Consider the following 17,465-nt stretch of genomic DNA (forward strand, 5'->3'; position numbering starts at 1 on the left):
TATCTCGTCTGCCGGCCCCCGCCGGGAGCGGGGGCCGGGTGGTCCTCAGAAGGACGCGGTCAGGCTGGTGTAGAGGGTGCGGCCGGGCTCGTTGTAGGTGGCGGCGCCGGCGCCGGCGATGTTGGCCACGCCCTGGGCGTTGCCGGCGCGGTACAGGCGCTTGTCGAAGATGTTGTCGACGCCGGCGGTGACGCTCAGGTTCTTGCTGATCTTGTAGGTGCCGCTGGCGCCGGTCAGCGCGTAGGGCGAGAGCTGGTCGTTGGCGCTGCCGGTCACGCGGTTGCCCTGGTAGTCGTACTTCTTCGGCTTCTGCTTGCCGTACCAGGCCACGCTCAGCTGCAGCGAGAGGTCGTCGCTGGCCTGCCAGTCGAGCATGGAGTTGAGGGTGTACTTCGGCGTCACCGAGAGCACGTCGCCGGTTTCCTTGTTCTTCGACTGCAGCATGTAGGTGAAGTTGTTGTTCCAGGTCAGCTGCGCGGCCAGCGGGATGCTCAGGGTGCCTTCCAGGCCCTCGACCAGCGCCTTGGGCACGTTCTCCCACTTGTAGATCGAGGCGTTGGCGTAGCTGCCGGTGCCGCCGCTGGCGGTGCCCACCGGGGTCAGGCCGGAGTCGATCTTGTTCTTGTAGTCGTTGCGGAAGTAGGTCAGCCCGGCGACCCAGCCGTCGTCCTTGAACTCGATGCCCAGTTCCTTGTTGACGCTGGTCTCGGCCTTGAGGTTCTCGTTGCCCTGCAGGTAGCAACTGGTGCTCTGCCCGTAGCAGCCCTGGCCGCGGCTGTAGAGCAGGTAGTCGGGGTTGAGCTGGTACAGGTTCGGCGCCTTGTAGGCGCGGGCGATGCCGGCCTTCAGGGTGAGGGTGTCGGTCAGCGCGTGGGACAGGTTGAGCGACGGGCTCCAGTTGTCGCCGACGATGCTGTGGTGGTCGAAGCGCAGCGCCGGGGTGAGCATGGTGCCGGGGAGGATCTCGATGTTGTCTTCGGCGAACAGCGAGAAGATCTGCGCCTGCGAGGTGGTGTCGCGGCCGCTGCTGGTCAGGCCTGCGACCGAACCGCCCTCGGTGGTGGTCTGGGTGTTGGCGCTGGGGTCGTCGAGCTTCTGCTGGTTCCACTCGCTGCCCAGGGTCAGGGTCTGGTCGCGCCAGGCGTGCAGCGGCAGGTTGACTTCGCCGTGGGCGGTCAGGTCGCGCAGGGTCGAGGTGTAGAAGTCGGTGTTGCTGAAGATGCCCTCGGTGCCGCCGGCCAGGCCTTCGTTGATGCGGCTGTTGCGCGTCTTCTCGTACTGCAGGTAGGCCATCGAGCTGCCGAAGTCCCAGTCGCCGCGGTGGGTGAGCGAGTAGTTCTCGCGGTACATGATGTTGGTCTCGTGACCCAGCATGCTCTTCACGTTGGCGTTGCTGTTGGTGTTCTGGGTGTCGCCGGTGTAGATGTTGCCCTGGCGGCTGAAGCCGCTTTCGAACTCGAGGCTCTGGTTGGGCGCCAGTTTCCAGCTCAGCTGGCCGTTGATGTCCTTGTTGCGCACGCCTTCGCGGCCGGCGGGGAGGGTGCCGGCCTGGTTGCCGGTGCGCGCCGATTCGTGGCCGGCGTTGATGTCCCAGTCGTCGGCGTCGGTCTTGGCCAGGTTGCCGTAGACGCGGTAGCTGAGGGTATCGGTCAGCGGGCCGTTGAGGCCGAAGCTCACGCGCTTGCTGGCGCCTTCGTCGCCGTGCTGCGGGAAGTTCTGGTAGACGGTGAGGTTGCCGTGGGTTTGCTTGGCCGCCTGCTTGGTGATGATGTTCACCACCCCGCCCATGGCGCCGGAGCCGTAGCGCGCCGCCGCCGGGCCGCGGATGACTTCGATGCGCTCGACCTGGTCGGCCGGCACCCAGTTGGTGTCGCCGCGGGTGTCGCGCTCGCCGCGCCAGCCGTAGCGCACCGAGCTGCGGCTGCTGACCGGCTTGCCGTCGACCAGGATCAGGGTGTTCTCCGGGCCCATGCCGCGGATGTCGATCTGCCGGTTGTTGCCGCGCTGGCCGCTGGTGGAGTTGCCGGTCAGGTTGACCCCCGGCATGGTGCGGATGATCTGCGAGAGGTCGTTGGCCGGCGGGCGCTTGGCGATGTCCTCGGCGGTGATGACGGACACGCCCGGAGCCTGCTTGGTTTCTTCCTGGGCGGTGGCGACCACGGTCTGGCTGTCCAGTTCGACGGGCTGCTCGTCCTGGCTGGCGGCATGGACGGCGCTGGCCAGCAGGCAGCTGGACAGCAGCAGGAAGGGGACTAGGGGTTGGGCACGGGACGACATCTTCGATCTCCGGAAGTTCAGCCTGAAGGCGAGAGATCGAAGATGATAATTACTCACAATTGCGAGTAAAGCGCATTAACTTTCTAAACACTTCCAGGCCGCCGGCAACAGCAGGTGCAGGCACAGGCCGGGGTGGGCGTTGGTGGCCCACAGGCGGCCGCCCTGCAGCTCGATGGCGCGGCGGGCGATGGCCAGGCCCAGGCCGAAGCCGGCGCCGCTGCCTTCCAGGCGCTGGTAGGGCTCGAAGATGCGTTCCAGGTCGGCCTCGGCCACGCCGGGGCCCTGGTCGCGCAGGCACAGGTGCCAGTGCCGGCCCTCACGCCAGCCGTCGAGGCTGACTCGGCCGCCCGCCGGCGAGTGGCGGATGGCGTTGCGCAGCAGGTTCTCCAGGGCCTGGGCCAGGCTGTCCAGGTGTACCTGCACGCTGCATTCGGTGCCCAGCGAGCAGGGCAGCCGCGCCGGCTCCCAGCCGCTTTCGAAGCAGGCGTCCTCGCGCAGCGCTTCCCATACCGAGAGCACCAGCACCGGTTCGGTGGGCAGTTGCGGGCGCTCGGTGTCCATCCAGGCCAGGTCGAGGGTGTCTTCCAGCAGCCGCTGCATGTCGGCCACTTCGCGGCCCAGGCGCTGGCGCAGCTGCTCGGGCGGCAGTTCGCCGTCGTGGGCGATGCGCAGCCGTGCCAGGGGCGTGCGCAGTTCGTGGGACAGGGTGCGCAGCAGCAGGCGCTGCTGGGCCAGGCTCTGGCGCAGGCGCGCGGCCATGTGTTCGAAGGCCTGGGCCAGTTCGCCCAGTTCGTCGCGGCGCTCCTGCAGCGGCAGGCCGGGGCTGTCGAGGTCGTCGGCGCGCAGGGCGTCGGCACGGTCGCGCAGGCGGTTGAGCGGCACCACCAGGTGGCGGTACAGGGCCAGGCCCAGCAGCAGGGCCAGCAGGGTCGGCGCCACGCCGTGGGTGATGACGTGGGTCCAGGGTGTCAGGCCGCTGGGCAGCAGGCGCTCGGGCAGCTGGATGACCAGGCGGCCGTCCTCGGGGCGTTCGGGGAATTCGATGCTGACGTAGGGCAGCTCGTCCTGCAGGCGCCGGCTCATGGGCCAGTCGAGCTTGCGCATGAAGGTCAGGTGGCTGGCCTCCTCGGCGCTCAGCGGCGTGGTGCCGAGGCTTTCCAGGCGCGGGCCGACCAGGGCGACCCAGGTGTCTTCCTCGCGTTCCAGCTGGCGGCGGAAGGCTTCGGCGCCGGCCGCGCCGCCCTGGCGCCAGGCCTGCTCGGCCTGCAGGGCGTAGCGTGCGAGGTACAGGCGGTCGGCTTCGTCGAGGAAGTAGGTGCTGCGTTCCACCGACAGGCCCCAGTTCCAGATCAGCCAGGTCAGCGTCAGGCAGAAGCCCACCTGCAGCAGGGCCAGCTTCCACAGCAGCGGGTGGCGGCGCATCAGGCGCCGTCCGTCTCGACCAGCACGTAGCCCTGGCCGCGCACCGCCTGGATCTGCAGGTGCTGCGCGCCGATGGCGGCGAGCTTGCGGCGCAGGTTGCAGACGTGCACGTCCAGGCCACGGTCCAGGCGGGTGTAGGCGCGGTGCAGCACGCTCTGGTAGAGGAAGGCCTTGCTCAGCGCCTCGCCGGGGTGCGCGCGCAAGGTTGCCAGCAGGCGGTATTCGGAGCCGGTGAGGCCGGCGGCTCGGCCCTGGTGGGTGACGTCGCGGGCCTCTTCGTCGAGGGTCAGCTCGCCGTCCCGGGGGGCCTCGGCCGGGCGCCGGTCGAGGGCCACGCGGCGCAGCAGGGCGTCGACCCGGGCGTCCAGCTCGGCCAGGCTGAAGGGCTTGGGCAGGTAGTCGTCGGCGCCGCGGGTGAAGCCGCTGATGCGGTCCTGCTCGGCGCCCAGGGCGGACATCAGCATCACCGGCACGGTCTGCCGGCGGCGCAGTTCGTCGAGCAGGCTGAGGCCGTCGACGCCGGGCAGCATGATGTCCAGCAGCACCAGGTCGAAGCGGCCCTCGCGCAGCGCGGCCAGGCCCTGGGTGCCGGTCTCGCAGGCGCGCACGGCGAAGCCGCGGGCCTGGAAGTGGCGTTCCAGGGCCGGGCGCAGGTGGGCGTCGTCTTCCACGAGGAGTAGTTGCGGTGACACGTGATCGGCCATGGATGAGAACAAAAAGCAATTGCAAATGATCCCACTGGCGGTGGGGGCGGGGCAATGGCTGGGTGCTGGCATTTCGTCGCATCTGAGGTTCTGGGGGGGATGGTGCTTTTCGTAGGAGCGAGCTCACGAACAATGGCGTCAGGTCTTGCTCCGGAGCGATGTCGAAGCCCGTCCCCTCTCCCCAGCCCTCTCCCTGAAGGGAGAGGGGGCTTGTCCGTGCCGAGAGGAGGGCGGTTTCAGCCTGTAGCCACCGTGCCTGCCGGCTGACTCCAGAACATCCGTGTCTGCCCAACGGTCCCCTCTCCCTTCAGGGAGAGGGTTAGGGAGAGGGTGCTCTCAGTCTTGGCGCCGAAGTCCCCGGAAGACCCATTCGCGAGCAAGAACTAGGCGTCCCCCTCGCTCCTACGAAGAGCAGGCTCGCACCCGACTGGCCCCAACGATCAGTGGCGTGCCGCTGTACGGATCGCTCAACAACGTACAGCGCACGCCATACAGCGCCTCCACCAGCTCCGCCGTCACCACCCGGGCCGGCGCGCCTTCGGCCAGCACCTGGCCGCCTTTCATCGCCACCAGGTGGTCGGCGTAGCGGCAGGCGCTGGACAGGTCGTGGACCACCATCACCACCGTCTTGCCGGCTTCGGCCAGGTGGCGGATCAGTTCGAAGACCTCGATCTGGTGGCCCAGGTCCAGCGCCGAGGTGGGTTCGTCGAGCAGCAGCAGCGGGGTGTCCTGGGCGATGGCCATGGCGATCCAGGCGCGCTGGCGCTGGCCGCCGGACATGGATTCCAGCGGCCGCTCGGCCAGCTCGCCGAGGTCGGCGGCGGCCAGGGCGGCGTCCACCACCTGCTGGTCCTCGGCGCTCCATTGCTGGAACAGGCCCTGGTGCGGCTGGCGGCCGAAGCGGATCAGCTCGGCCACGGTGAGGCCGTCCGGGGCGCTGGCGTCCTGGGGCAGCAGCGCCAGGCGCCGCGCCACTTCTTTCGACGGCAGGCTGGCGATGGCCTTGCCGTCGAGCAGCACGGCGCCGCCGCTGGGCTTCTGCAGGCGCGCCAGGCCCGCCAGCAGGGTGGATTTGCCGCAGCCGTTGGGGCCGACGATGGCGGTAACCTGGCCGGCCGGCAGGCGCAGGTCCAGGCCTTCGATGATCGGCCGCTTGCCGTAGGCCATGCACAGGCCGCGGGTTTCCAGCGGGGCGACGGGGTTCGGGTTCATGGCTGTCTCCCGGAGGGTTGGCGCAGGATGATCCACAGCAGGTAGGGCGCGCCTATCACCGCCATGACGATGCCCACGGGGATTTCGATGGGCGCCAGCAGGGTGCGTCCCAGCCAGTCGGCCAGCAGCGTCAGCAGGGCGCCGGCCAGGGCCGCGTTGAGCACCGGCACGCCGTGTTGGCCGCCCAGGTAGCGCGCTGCCTCGGGGGCGATCAGCGCCACCAGGCCGACCGGCCCGGCCACCGCCACGGCCAGCCCGGTGAGGGCCACGCTCAGCGCCAGGGTGGCGATGCGCATGGCGCCCAGGCGCACGCCCAGGCCGATGGCGACGCTGTCGGAGAAGCGCATCGTCGTCAGTGGCCGCGTCAGCAGGCGCGCCGCCGGCAGGCCCAGGGCCAGGCCGCCGGCCAGCAGCCACACGGCCAGCGGCGGGCGGGCGTTGAGGCTGCCGACGGTCCAGGGGTAGGCGGCGTTGGCCGCGTCTATGTCGGCGCGGGCCAGCATCAGGTTGGTCAGGGCGCCGAACAGCGCGCCTATGCCCAGGCCGACGACGATGAAGCGATAGCCGCGGGCGCCGGCCCCGGCCGCGAGCAGGAAGGTCAGCGCGGCAGCGCTGGCGGCGCCGGTCAGGGCCAGCGCGGAGGGCGCCAGGCTGGTCGGCACCGCGACTATGGAGGCCACGGCGAAGGCGGTGGCGCCGTTGTCCAGGCCGACCATGCCCGGGGTGGCCAGGCGGTTGCGCGCCAGGGTCTGCATCAGGCAGCCGGCGGCGCCCAGGGCGGCGCCGCTGAGCAGGCCGGCGAGCAGGCGCGGCAGGCGCAGTTCGCGCACCAGCAGTTGCTGGAAGGGGTCGCCCTGGCCGAGCAGGGCGGCGATGGCCTGGCCGGCGCCGAGGCCGTCGCCGCTCAGGCAGAACACGAAGGCGGCGGCCAGTGTTGCCAGCAACGCCAGGCCGACCATGAGGCTGCGGCGGTGCCAGAGCAGCGACAGCCGGCCCAGGCGCAGCAGGCCGTAACCGTGGGGAGAGGGCGCGTTCATTGGCGTTGCAGCGTCGGCAGGCGGTGCGAGCGCACCACGGCGATGAGGATGGGCGCGCCGACGAAGGCGGTGACCACCCCTACCGGCATCTCGTAGGGGCGCACCAGCAGGCGCGCGATTATGTCGGCCAGCAGCAGTACGCAGGGCCCCAGCAGCAGGCACAGGCCGAAGCAGCTGCGGATGTCGCTGCCCACCAGGCGGCGGGCGATGAAGGGCACGATCAGACCGAGGAAGGCGATGGGGCCGGCGGCGGCATTGGCCGTGCCCACCAGCAGCGCCACCGCCAGCAGGGTGGCCAGGCGCACCCGCTGCGGGTGGTGGCCGAGGCCGCTGGCCACGCGTTCGCCCAGGGCCAGGGCGGCCAGCGGGCGGACCAGCGGCAATGCCACCAGCAGGCCGAGCAGCAGCCCCGGCAGGCTCCAGCGCAGGGTGTCCAGCGGGCGGCCGGCGAGGCTGCCGACCACCCAGAAGCGCACTTCGTCGGCGGTGCGCTGGTCCCACAGCAGCACCAGGCTGCTCAGGGCGGTGAGCAGGCCGGAGAAGGCCACCCCGGCCAGCACCAGGCGTACCGGGTCGTCGCCCACCCCGCGCAGGCGCGACACCGCCAGCACCAGCAGGCAGCCGCCCAAGGCGCCGAGCACGGCCACCGCCAGGTTGAGGCCGGCGGCGGTGGCGCCGAGGTTGATCGCCAGGGTCACGGCGAAGGCCGAGCCGGCGCTGACGCCCAGCAGGCCGGGCTCGGCCAGCGGGTTGCGCGTCACCGATTGCAACAGCAGGCCGGCGGCGCCCAGGGCCACGCCCACCAGCAGGGCCAGCTCGGTGCGCGCCAGGCGCAGCACGCCGACGACGAAGCGGGTGTCTTCGTCGGCGCCGCCGAACAGGGCTTGCAGGCTGGCCCAGGGGCCGGCGTCGCCGGCGCCCAGCAGCAGGCTGGACAGGCACAGCAGCAACAGAAGCGAAGCCGCCAGCCCGAGGGCCAGCGGCTGGGGCAGGCGCGCGGGCAGCATCAGTTGGCCAGCGCCTTCTCCACGTCATCCAGCACCTGCTGGGCGGCCAGGTAGCCGGAGCTGCTGCTCCAGATCTGCCCGTCGACGCTGGCCAGGTGCCCGGCCTGCACCGCTTTCAATCGGGTGAAGGCCGGTTGCTGGCGGGCTTCGGCCAGGGCCTTTTCGCCGTCGGGGTTGAGGGTGGCGAGGAAGATCCAGTCGGCATCGGCCTTGGACAGGTTCTCCAGGCTGAGGATGTCGGTGTGCGGGCGCTGGGTCTGCTGCGCCGCCAGCGGGTTGGGCCGCAGGCCCAACTGGTCGAGCAACTGGCCGGCGAACAGGTGGCTGGACATCATGATCGGCCCCTGCGGGTTCCAGCGCACCACGCTGAGGCTGGTGTTGGCCGGCAGGCGCGGGCGCAGTCCGGCGATGCGCTGGTCGAGTTCCTGCAGGCGCTGCTCGGCCTCGGCGTTCCTGTCCAGGGCCGCGGCATAGGTGCGGAAGGCTACGCGCCAGTCGTCCAGGGCGCCGCCCTTGGGCACCACGGTGGGCGCCATCAGGCTGAGCTTGGCGTACTGCTCGCGGGTCAGGCCGGGGCTGGCCAGGATCAGGTCCGGGCGCAGCTTGAGCACCGCCTCCAGGTTGACCTCGCGCACGGTGCCCACCAGCGGCAGCTTGCCGGCCTTGGCCTTGAGGTATTCGGGAATGTCGCTGCCGCCGCGGCTGGCCAGCGCGCCCAGGGGCTGCACGCCCAGGGCGAGGGCGGCGTCCAGGGTGTTCTCGCCCAGGGCCACCACGCGCTGCGGGTGGTCCTTGACCTGCACCGGGCCGAAGGCGGTGTCCAGGCTGGCGGCGCTGGCGCCGGTGGGTTGCAGGAGCAGGAAGGCGCTGGTGACGGCGGCGGCCACGCTGGCCAGCAGGCGGCGGGAGAGGGGAAGGGCTCGGGCTTGCATGGAGGTTTTCCTGAGGCGCCGAAAGTGGCGGGCGGGTGGAAAATGCCCATAGATACGACAGAAGCGAGTTGGAATCACTCGCATTTACCGTTTTTTTACAACTGCGATGATTTGTGTCAAAGCCGCGCGGCAGAGCGCCGCGCGGTTCGCCCAGGTCAGTGGCCGGCCCACACTGCCCGGGGAATGCACACCTGGCCGTCGAACAGCAGGCGTGCGCTGCGCACCAGGCCGCAGCCGGCGATGCGCCCGTCGTGCAGGCGGATTTCCACGCTGAATTCGCCACTGGGATGTTCCACCGCCAGGCGCCGTACCTCGCCTTCGCCGGCGCTGGCCACGCTCTGCGCCACCGAGCCTTCGACCAGGCAGGCGCTGGCCACGCTCACCGCGCCGAACACGCCGATGGAGGCATGGCAGCGGTGCGGGATGAACGAGCGGGTGTTGATCGCCCCGCCCTGGCGCGGCGCCGAGACCAGGCACATCTTCGGCACGTTGCGCTGGCCGACGTCGCCCAGGTTCATGCGCGGGCCGGCCTGCAGGCGGATGGACTCCAGGCGCGCCTTCAGCTCGGCGTCGGCGTCCAGTTCCTCGCGGCTCTCGCAGCCGCTGCGGCCCAGGTCCTCGGCGCGCAGCAGCACCACCGGCATGCCGTTGTCGATGCAGGTGACCTCGATGCCGTCGAAGCTGTCGCGGGCATTGCCGGTGGGCAGCAGGGCGCCGCAGCTGGAGCCGGCCACGTCGGCGAATTCCACCACCAGCGGCGCGGCGCTGCCGGGCACGCCGTCGATGCGCGTGTCGCCGGCGTATTCCACCTCGCCGTCGGGCGTGGGGACGTGCGCCACGGCGATCTGCCCGGTGTTCTCCATGAAGATGCGCACCGCCGTGCTGGCGCCGCGCACCGGCACCAGGCCGCGCTCGATGGCGAAGGGGCCGACGCCGGCGAGGATGTTGCCGCAGTTCTGCCCGTAGTCCACCCGCGCCTCGTCCACCAGCACCTGGGCGAACAGGTAGTCGACGTCGGCGTCCTCGCGGCGCGAGGCCTGGACGATGGCGACCTTGCTGGTCAGCGGGTCGGCGCCGCCGAGGCCGTCGATCTGGCGCTTGTCCGGCGAGCCCATCACCGCCAGCAGCACGCGCTCGCGCAGGGCCGCGTCGGCGGGCAGGTCGGTGCTCAGGAAGTAGGCGCCCTTGGAGGTGCCGCCACGCATGAGCAGGCAGGGGATGCGCGTCTGGCCCATGTTCAGCCTCCCAATTCGTCGAGGCTGTCCACATAGCGCAGGCCCTTGGCGGCCAGGCGCGGGCGCATTTCGTAGATGTCCAGGCCGAGTTCGCCGGCGGCCAGGCGCAGGCGCTTCTGCTCTTCCAGGTCGGCGCGCTTGCGCGCGGCTTCCAGCACCTGGGCTGCTTCGCCGTGGCGCACCACGACCACGCCGTCATCGTCGGCGACGACGATGTCGCCGGCGTTCACCAGTTGCCCGGCGCACAGCAGCGGCAGGTTCACCGAGCCGAGCACTTCCTTCACCGTGCCCTGGGCATTGATGGCCTTCGACCAGACCGCAAAGCCCATCTCGCGCAGGGTGTGGCTGTCGCGGATGCCGGCGTCTATCACCAGGCCGCGCACGCCGCGGGCCTTGAGCGAGGTGGCGAGCAGGTCGCCGAAATAGCCGTCGCTGCACGGCGAGCTGGGCGCCACCACCAGCAGGTCGCCGGGGCGGCACTGTTCGACGGCGACGTGGAACATCCAGTTGTCGCCCGGCGCCACCAGCACGGTCACCGCGCTGCCGGCCACCGCCACGCCCTGCTGGATCGGGCGGATACCGGTGTTCAGCAGGCCCTTGCGGCCCTGGGCCTCGTGCACGGTGGCCACGCCCAGGCGGCCGAGTTCGTCGATGGTTTCCTGCGCGACACGTGGGATGTTGCGCACCACGATGCCGGTCTTGCCGATCAGCGCGCTCATGCCAGGTTCTCCGTCACGCGCGGGAACACGCTCTGGAAGCCTTCGGCGTAGACGATGTTGCGCGCGCTGGTGATGCCGACGTTGCGCTTGGCCTGCACGCCGCGCTGCAGGGCGACGCGGGTGTAGTACTCCCACAGGTGTTCCTGGCCGGCCATGCACTGGATGGCGGCGTACTTCCTGTCCCACACGCCGGTGATGTCGAGGAAGGTGTCCGGGCGCCATTCGCACTGCTCGGGCTGGTGCGGTTCGAAGGCGTATACGGGCGGCGCGCCGACGATCTTCTCGCCCGGCTTGTAGCCCTCGGCCTGGGCGATGATGCGCGCCTCCTGGGCGAGGTTCATGGCCAGCGGGTGGTCGTAGTTGTACGGGTCCTTCAGCGAGTGGCTGAGGACGAATTCCGGCTGCACGCGGCGGAACACGTCGGCCAGGCGGAACAGGGTGCCCTGGTCGGCGCGCATCGGGTAGTCGCCGATGTCGAAGAACTCGACGCTGGCACCGAGAATTTCGGCGGCGGCCAGGGCTTCCTCGCGGCGCGCGGCCTTGACCTTTTCTTCGGTCATCTCGCCCTTGCGCCACAGCTTGGCGGATTCGCCGCGCTCGCCGAAGGACAGGCAGACGATGTGCACGGCGTAGCCCTGCTCGGCGTGCAGGGCGATGGCGCCACCGGCGCGCCAGACGAAATCGGCGGAATGGGCGCTGACCACCAGGGCGGATTTTTGTGCTGCGTTCATGTGGGTGGGCTCCGGTTGGGAATGTGTCGAGGATGTCACCGAGGGCCGCGGCGGACTAATGCGTTCAGTTGTTGGAGGTATGCGTTCTGCTTATTGCGCTTGTCGGGAGGGCTGGGCATAGTCCCGTCGGAGTAGGGCTGCGCGCCGGGAGGGGATATGAGTGACTTCGAACTGCCGAACCTGATGCAGGTCCGCGCCTTCGTCCGCGTGGCGGACCTGGGCAGCGTGTCGCGGGCTTCGGAAGCGCTGTTCCGCGCGCAGTCGGTGGTCACCCGCGCCATCTCCGAGTTGGAGGCGCGGCTCGACGCGCCGCTGTTCGAGCGCCACGCCAACGGCATGCGCCTGACCGACTACGGCGACTGCGTGCTGCCCCGCGCGCGCCGCGTGCTGGCCGAGCTGGAGAGCGTGCCGAAGGTGCTGGGCGCGGCGCCGGTGGAGCCGCTGTACCTGTTCCAGGGGCGGCGCCTGGAGGTCTTCGTCAAGCTCTGCGAGACGCGCCACATGCAGACCGTGGCCAGCCACTTCGGCCTCAGCCAGCCGGCGGTCAGCTCGGCGCTCAAGGTGCTGGAGGGCGGCTGCGGCCGGCCGCTGTTCGAGCGCACCCCGCGCGGCCTGCAGCCGACGCGGGCGAGCCACGAGATCCTCTTTCCGATCCGCCGCGCGCTCAACGAGCTGCGCCACATCGAGACCGACCTCAGCGCCATGCGCGGCAGCCTGCAGGGCGTGGTGCACGTCGGCGCGTTGCCGCTGGGGCGCACGCGCATCCTGCCCGAGGCCATCGTCCGCCTCACCGCCGAGCATCCGGGGGTGCGGGTGATCACCAACGAAAGCCCGTTCGACCTGCTGGCCACCGAGCTGCGCGCCGGCGACCTGGATTTCGTCTTCGGCGCCCTGCGCTCGGCGGACTACGCTAGCGACCTGGCCGGCGAGGCGTTGCTCACCGAGGAGATGGTGCTGCTGGCGCGCCGTGGCCATCCGCTGCTGGAAGGCACCCGCGAGCTGGCGGAACTGCAGCGGGCGCGCTGGGTATTGCCGCGCGCGGGCTCCCCGGCCCGGGGCCTGCTCGACGCCTGCTTCGCCGCTTCGGGCATGGCCGCGCCCTGGCCGGTGGTGGAAAGCGGCGACCTGGCGACCATCCGCGGCCTGCTGCTGCGCTCGGACATGCTCGCGGCGGTGTCGGCGCACCAGCTGGAACACGAGATCGCCTCCGGCGAACTGTGCCGCCTGCCGGTGCAGCTGCAACAGACCACCCGCGCCATCGGCCTGACCTGCCGCAGCGGCTGCCTGCATTCGCCGGTGTCGGCGGCGTTGATGCAGAGCATCCGCGAGGTGATCCAGGGGACAGGGCCCCACACCCTGTAGGAGCGGGCCCTGCCCGCGATTCGCGCGCAGGGCGCGCTCCTACATGGGAATGGTGTGGGTGGGGCAGCGTAGGATCTCATCCGAGAATCTCGCCGGAGGTTCCGGCTATCGCGGACAAGGTCCGCTCCTACGGGGGAGAATGCCATGCCTCACGGAGCGGGCCCTGCCCGCGAAATCGCGCGCAGGGCGCGCTCCTACAGGGGAGTGGCGCGGGTGGGGCAGCGTAGGAGCGGATCTCATCCGCGAATCTCGCCGGAGGTTCCGGCTATCGCGGACAAGGTCCGCTCCTACGGGGGGAGAATGCCATGCCTCGCGGAAACCTGTAGGAGCGGGCCCTGCCCGCGATTCGCGCGCAGGGCGCGCTCCTACATTGGAATGGTGTGGGTGGGGCGGCGTAGGAGCGGATCTTATCCGCGAATCGCGCCGGAACGCCCGGCTATCGCGGACAAGGTCCGCTCCTACGGGGGAGAATGCCATGCCTCGCGGAAACCTGTAGGAGCGGGCCCTGCCCGCGAAATCGCGCGCAGGGCGCGCTCCTACATTGGAATGGTGCGGGTGGGGCAGTCGTAGGATGGGTTGAGCGAAGCGATACCCATCGCCATGGCCGCATGGGTTTCGCAAGCTCAACCCATCCTACGAAAGCGCCTCGGCGTGGGGTCTACAACAGGTTCAACGGATAACTCACGATCAACCGGTTCTCGTCGAAGCTGTTGGTCCGCCCCCAGTCGCGGCGCATGTTGGAGTTGCGCCATTTGACGTTCAGCATCTTCAGCGGTCCGGACTGCACGGTGTAGGCCAGCTCGCTCTCGCGGGCCCATTCGGTGCCGTCGTCGGTGCTGGCGTTGTGCACGTTGTCGCCGTGGATGTAGCGGTTCATCAGAGTCAGGCCGGGCACGCCGAGGGCGGCGAAGTCGTAGTCGTGGCGCAGTTGCCAGGAGTGTTCCCTGGCGCTCTCGAAGCTGGAGCCGAAGGCGTCGTTGGCCAGGGTGCCGCCGCTGGCGCCATTGACGCGGAACCACTCGTCGTCGCCCATGACCTTCTGCAGGCCGACGTAGAAGGTGTTGCCGCCGACCTTCGCCGAGAACATCCCCGAGGCGGTGCGGTTGTCCAGGTCGCCGGCCTTGGCGCTGCCGTCTTCCTTACCCCAGAAGTAGCCGAGGTTGGCGCCCAGCACCCAGTCGCCCAGCGGTTGGAAGTGCTGCACCTGCAGGTACTGCTGCTGGTAGATGTCCTTCAGCTCGGCGTTCCACAGGCCGACCAGGGTGCGCTCGTGGTTGAAGCGGTATTCGCCGCCGACGAAGTCGAAGCGGTCGGAGGTGTAGGCCGTGCGGTTGAACAGGCTCATGTCCTCCATGCTGGCGTCGTTGCGCGGGCTGTTCTGGCGGAATTCGCCGCCGTAGAGGGTCAGCCCGGCGAGTTCCTTCGAGGTGAGTTGCGCGCCCTGGAAGGTCTGCGTCAGCGAGCGGCCATCGTCGGAACGCAGGATCGGCAGCGCCGGCGCCCATTCGCCGACTTTCAGTTCGGTCTTCGATACCCGTGCCTTGCCGGCCACCGCCAGGCGGCCGAAATCATCGGCCGGGCGGCCATCGTCGTGCACCGGCAGCAGCTGGGTGCCGGCGGTGCCGCGGCCGCCATCGAGCTTGATGCTGTACAGGCCGAGCACATCCAGGCCGAAGCCCACGGTGCCCTGGGTGAAGCCGGACTTGAAGTCGAGGATGAAGCTCTGCGTCCATTCCTCGGCCTTGCCCTGGGCGGCATCGCCAGTGTAGTCGCGGTTCATGTAGAAGTTGCGCAGGGTCAGGCTGGACTTGGCGTCGTCGAGGAAGCCTTCGGCCAGCGCCTCCAGCGGCAGGGCCGAGGCCAGGGCCAGGGTGCAGACGAGACGGTGCTTGTGGGGCGGGCGGATCATTGTTGTTGTTCTCCGTTTCTTGGGCAAAGCGTCGCCGGCCAGCGGCGCGGTGGCGTCGCTGGTGGGCGGTGAAGCTGGGGGGGAGCGGGGTTAGCGCGGGGCCTTGCCGGCCACCGAGTAGCGCACCTGCTGGTTGCGCGTCTTCATGAAGTCTTCCAGGCTCTGGCCGCGCATGGCGGCGTAGATGTCCAGGTTGGAGACGCCGAGCACCGCGCCGAGTTTCTCCAGCACGAAGAAGATCACCCCGTAGTGGATCAGCCCGCGCCAGTCGCGGCGGCGCAGCAGGTCGCGCTCTTCCTCGCTGAGTTCGGCCTCGGCGTACAGCGCCTCGGGCTCGGCGAGGAAGCGCTGGCGCCACTGCGGCTCGATCATGCGGTGCAGGAACTTGTTCAGCCGGTAGCCCTTGGCGCTGCGCTCCAGGGTGTAGGGGTAGGTGCCTTCCAACTGCTCGGCGCCGGCCAGTTGGTGCTGCATGTGCTGGCGATGGCGCTCGATGGCCGGGGCCGGCAGGCGCTGGTCGCGGTTCTGCAGCAGCAGGGTGGCGATGCCGGTCATGGACGGCAGGTAGTAGTCCTGGTGCAGCTTGTCGACGCTGGCGGACAGCGCGCCGCGCATGATCAGCCAGGTGATCACCTCGGCGCCTTCCATGCCGCCGAGGGTGGCGTATTCGGCGACGGTCATTTCGGTCAGGCGCTCGGGGTCGTTGACCAGCAGCTCGATGAACTGCGCGTCCCACTCCGGGTTGTTGAAGCCGCAGCGCTCGCCGTGGACCTGGTGCGACACGCCGCCGGTGGCGACGATGGCGACCTTGAGGTCCTCCGGGTAGCTCTCGATGGCGCGGCGCAGGGCCTGGCCGAGCTTGTAGCAGCGTCGCGCGCTGGGGATCGGCAGCTGCAGCACGCCGACCTGCAGCGGCACTATCTGCAGCGGCCAGCCGTCGGCGCAGGGCAGCAGCGCCGACATCGGCGAGAAGAAGCCGTGGTCCAGCGGCTTGTCGCGGAAGAAGCTCATGTCGAACTCGTCGGCCATCAGGCTCTGCCCGATGTGCCGCGACAGCGCCGCGTGGCCGCCCACCGGCGGCAGCTCCCGCGGGTTGCCGCCCTCGTCGGCGACGCCATAGCGGTCGTCGACGCCGAGGGTGAAGGCGCTGTAGTGGTCGAAGAAGAACGAGGTGACGTGGTCGTTGAAGATGTAGAAGAGCACGTCCGGGCGCTGTTCCTGGAGCCAGGCGCGGATCGGCTCGAAGCTCTTGAAGATCGGCGCCCAGGCCGCCTCTTCCTGTTTGTCGTGGTCGACGGCGAAGCCGATGGTCGGGGTGTGGGAGACGGCTAGGCCACCAATGATGCGTGCCATGACGGGGTCCTCTGGTTCAGGTTACTGCGTGGCCAGTACCTGGCTCGCGCGGCGCCGGGCGTGGCCGTTGGCCAGGATCGCCAGGGCCGCGACGAACGCCGGCAGGCCGAGGAAGGTGAACAGCAGCGGCAGGCCCAGGCCGAGGCTGAGCACCGCGCCGCCGATGAGCGAGCCGAAGATGGCGCCGAAGCGGCCGATGCCGAGCATCCAGCTTACCCCGGTGGCGCGGAACTCGGTGGGGTAGTAGCCCGGGGCGAAGGCGTTGAGGCCGGTCTGCGCGCCGCTCATGCAGAAGCCGGCGGCGGTCACGCCGAGCACCAGCAGGCTGGATTCCAGGCTCAGCGCGCCGAGGCTGACGATGCACAGCCCGCCCAGGGCGTAGGCGATGGCGATGACGCGGTTGGGGTTGCGCCGGTCCATGATCCAGCCGACCACGATGGCGCCGACGGTGCCGCCGATCTGGAACAGCCCGGTGATGGTGGCGGCGCGTTCGATGGACAGGCCGCCGTCGCGCAGCAGGGTGGGCAGCCAGCCCATGGTCAGGTAGATCACCAGCAGGCCCATGAAGTAGGTGGCCCACAGCGCCAGGGTGCCCAGGCGGAAGCGCCCGTCGAACAGCTGGCGCACCGGCGCCTTGTGCTGCACCGGCGGCTCGCTGACGCTGAAGCGGGTGCCTTCGGCGAAGTGCCCGCCGAGCTTGGCCAGGGCGGCGGCGATCTGCTCGGCCGGGGCCTTGCGCGCGGCCATGAAGCGCGCGGACTCGGGCAGCAGCCACAGCAGCAAGGGCAGCAGGGCCAGCGGCAGCAGGCCGCCGGCGAGCAGCACCGCCTGCCAGCCGTGGTGCGGGATCAGCCAGGCGGCGAGGAAGCCGCCCAGGCCCGAGCCCATGTTGAAGCCGGTGAACATGATGGTGATCAGCAGCGAGCGGCTGCGCTCGGGCAGGTATTCGGCCAGTAGCGTGGTGCTGTTGGGCATGGCCGCGCCCAGGGCGACGCCGGTGAGCAGGCGCAGGAAGGCCAGTTCGTAGGGGCTGCGGGCGAAGGCGCAGGCCAGGCTGAGCAGGCTGAAACCGGTCACCGCGATCAGCAGCACCTTCTTGCGGCCGAGGCGGTCGGCGTAGGGGCCGGCGGTCAGAGCGCCTATGGCCAGGCCGATCATCCCGGCGCTCATCACCGGGCCGAAGGCGGCGCGGGACAGGCCCCACTCCTGCATCAGCGACGGGGCGATGAAGCCCATCACGGCGACGTCGAAACCGTCGAACAGGACGATGAGGAAGCACAGCGAGAGGATGAGCCACTGGTAGGCCGAGATCGGCCGGTTGTCGATCCAGTCTTTGACGTCGACGGTTTGCTTGAGCATTCGCGTTCACCTTTTGTTCTTGTAGTGGTGAAAATTCCAACAGGCTTCGAAAACGATGATGACCGGCAGGAATCACCTCGCCGTTTTTCGGCGTGGGGCGACTGTAAGGCTCAAGGGGCGGGGCCTGCCTCTGGGAAATCCTTAAGCGGGTATCGGTTTTGTTTATGGGGTGCTTGCGCAGGCGTTGCCGGGGCCGGCGACGCCTG

The 17,465-nt window shown here is 69.8% G+C and carries 14 protein-coding genes; 1 reads left to right on the forward strand and 13 read right to left on the reverse strand.

The window, feature by feature from the left end; all coding sequences use genetic code 11:
* Nucleotides 1-45 precede the first annotated feature (45 nt).
* The 10 genes from FG99_RS23035 to galB all read right to left on the reverse strand — a co-directional run bounded on the left by FG99_RS23035 (nt 46) and on the right by galB (nt 11,276).
* Nucleotides 46-2,277 carry a TonB-dependent siderophore receptor gene (locus FG99_RS23035; RefSeq protein WP_043272471.1) on the reverse strand — a complete coding sequence of 744 codons (2,232 nt, stop codon included), beginning with the start codon at nt 2,275-2,277 and terminating at the stop codon, nt 46-48.
* Nucleotides 2,278-2,352: 75 nt separating this feature from the next.
* Nucleotides 2,353-3,699 carry a HAMP domain-containing sensor histidine kinase gene (locus FG99_RS23040; RefSeq protein WP_043272472.1) on the reverse strand — a complete coding sequence of 449 codons (1,347 nt, stop codon included), beginning with the start codon at nt 3,697-3,699 and terminating at the stop codon, nt 2,353-2,355.
* On the reverse strand, nt 3,699-4,391 hold the full coding sequence (locus FG99_RS23045; RefSeq protein WP_141766164.1) for a response regulator transcription factor: 693 nt from the start codon (nt 4,389-4,391) through the stop codon (nt 3,699-3,701). The genes FG99_RS23040 and FG99_RS23045 overlap by 1 nt, the downstream gene beginning before the upstream one ends.
* Nucleotides 4,392-4,805: 414 nt before the next feature.
* Nucleotides 4,806-5,615, reverse strand: a complete 810-nt coding sequence (locus FG99_RS23050; protein WP_043272474.1) for an ABC transporter ATP-binding protein — start codon at nt 5,613-5,615, stop codon at nt 4,806-4,808.
* Entirely contained in the window at nt 5,612-6,652 is a 1,041-nt protein-coding gene (locus FG99_RS23055) for a FecCD family ABC transporter permease (RefSeq protein ID WP_043272475.1), read from the reverse strand. Before FG99_RS23055 ends, FG99_RS23050 begins: the two co-directional genes overlap by 4 nt.
* Nucleotides 6,649-7,659 (reverse strand): FecCD family ABC transporter permease, encoded by a 1,011-nt coding sequence (locus tag FG99_RS23060; RefSeq protein ID WP_177330916.1) that lies wholly within the window; start codon nt 7,657-7,659, stop codon nt 6,649-6,651. Before FG99_RS23060 ends, FG99_RS23055 begins: the two co-directional genes overlap by 4 nt.
* Nucleotides 7,659-8,591, reverse strand: coding sequence for an ABC transporter substrate-binding protein (locus tag FG99_RS23065; RefSeq protein WP_043272476.1), 933 nt, complete (start codon nt 8,589-8,591; stop codon nt 7,659-7,661). Before FG99_RS23065 ends, FG99_RS23060 begins: the two co-directional genes overlap by 1 nt.
* 155 nt (nt 8,592-8,746) lie before the next feature.
* Nucleotides 8,747-9,826, reverse strand: a complete 1,080-nt coding sequence (locus FG99_RS23070) for a 4-oxalomesaconate tautomerase (RefSeq protein WP_043272477.1) — start codon at nt 9,824-9,826, stop codon at nt 8,747-8,749.
* Nucleotides 9,827-9,828: 2 nt separating this feature from the next.
* Entirely contained in the window at nt 9,829-10,545 is a 717-nt protein-coding gene (locus FG99_RS23075; protein ID WP_009618359.1) for a 4-carboxy-4-hydroxy-2-oxoadipate aldolase/oxaloacetate decarboxylase, read from the reverse strand.
* Nucleotides 10,542-11,276, reverse strand: a complete 735-nt coding sequence (gene galB / locus FG99_RS23080; protein WP_043272478.1) for a 4-oxalmesaconate hydratase — start codon at nt 11,274-11,276, stop codon at nt 10,542-10,544. The genes FG99_RS23075 and galB overlap by 4 nt, the downstream gene beginning before the upstream one ends.
* Nucleotides 11,277-11,432: 156 nt before the next feature.
* On the opposite strand from galB, the gene FG99_RS23085 reads away from it, so the two are divergent.
* Complete coding sequence (locus FG99_RS23085) at nt 11,433-12,638, forward strand: LysR family transcriptional regulator (RefSeq protein WP_043272479.1); 1,206 nt, start codon at nt 11,433-11,435, stop codon at nt 12,636-12,638.
* A 658-nt stretch (nt 12,639-13,296) separates the two neighbouring features.
* Here FG99_RS23085 and FG99_RS23090 read toward each other — a convergent pair.
* From FG99_RS23090 to FG99_RS23100, 3 genes are all read right to left on the reverse strand, one after another.
* Nucleotides 13,297-14,547: an OprD family porin gene (locus tag FG99_RS23090; RefSeq protein ID WP_043272480.1), complete on the reverse strand. Its 1,251-nt coding sequence runs from the start codon at nt 14,545-14,547 to the stop codon at nt 13,297-13,299.
* Nucleotides 14,548-14,637: 90 nt separating this feature from the next.
* Complete coding sequence (locus FG99_RS23095) at nt 14,638-15,900, reverse strand: gallate dioxygenase (RefSeq protein ID WP_043272481.1); 1,263 nt, start codon at nt 15,898-15,900, stop codon at nt 14,638-14,640.
* A 21-nt stretch (nt 15,901-15,921) separates the two neighbouring features.
* Nucleotides 15,922-17,259 carry an MFS transporter gene (locus tag FG99_RS23100; RefSeq protein ID WP_043272482.1) on the reverse strand — a complete coding sequence of 446 codons (1,338 nt, stop codon included), beginning with the start codon at nt 17,257-17,259 and terminating at the stop codon, nt 15,922-15,924.
* Between the last annotated feature and the right edge of the window lie 206 nt (nt 17,260-17,465).

The organism is Pseudomonas sp. AAC, from assembly GCF_000725445.1.
GTDB lineage: Bacteria > Pseudomonadota > Gammaproteobacteria > Pseudomonadales > Pseudomonadaceae > Pseudomonas > Pseudomonas citronellolis.

Coding starts and splice junctions, on each gene's coding strand:
- FG99_RS23095 (WP_043272481.1), bottom strand. CDS start 15,900: ATGGCACGCATCATTGGTGGCCTAGCCGTCTCCCACACCCCGACCATC.
- FG99_RS23090 (WP_043272480.1), bottom strand. CDS start 14,547: ATGATCCGCCCGCCCCACAAGCACCGTCTCGTCTGCACCCTGGCCCTG.
- FG99_RS23085 (WP_043272479.1), top strand. CDS start 11,433: ATGAGTGACTTCGAACTGCCGAACCTGATGCAGGTCCGCGCCTTCGTC.
- FG99_RS23040 (WP_043272472.1), bottom strand. CDS start 3,699: ATGCGCCGCCACCCGCTGCTGTGGAAGCTGGCCCTGCTGCAGGTGGGC.
- FG99_RS23050 (WP_043272474.1), bottom strand. CDS start 5,615: ATGAACCCGAACCCCGTCGCCCCGCTGGAAACCCGCGGCCTGTGCATG.
- FG99_RS23060 (WP_177330916.1), bottom strand. CDS start 7,659: ATGCTGCCCGCGCGCCTGCCCCAGCCGCTGGCCCTCGGGCTGGCGGCT.
- FG99_RS23065 (WP_043272476.1), bottom strand. CDS start 8,591: ATGCAAGCCCGAGCCCTTCCCCTCTCCCGCCGCCTGCTGGCCAGCGTG.
- galB (WP_043272478.1), bottom strand. CDS start 11,276: ATGAACGCAGCACAAAAATCCGCCCTGGTGGTCAGCGCCCATTCCGCC.
- FG99_RS23070 (WP_043272477.1), bottom strand. CDS start 9,826: ATGGGCCAGACGCGCATCCCCTGCCTGCTCATGCGTGGCGGCACCTCC.
- FG99_RS23075 (WP_009618359.1), bottom strand. CDS start 10,545: ATGAGCGCGCTGATCGGCAAGACCGGCATCGTGGTGCGCAACATCCCA.
- FG99_RS23035 (WP_043272471.1), bottom strand. CDS start 2,277: ATGTCGTCCCGTGCCCAACCCCTAGTCCCCTTCCTGCTGCTGTCCAGC.
- FG99_RS23055 (WP_043272475.1), bottom strand. CDS start 6,652: ATGAACGCGCCCTCTCCCCACGGTTACGGCCTGCTGCGCCTGGGCCGG.
- FG99_RS23100 (WP_043272482.1), bottom strand. CDS start 17,259: ATGCTCAAGCAAACCGTCGACGTCAAAGACTGGATCGACAACCGGCCG.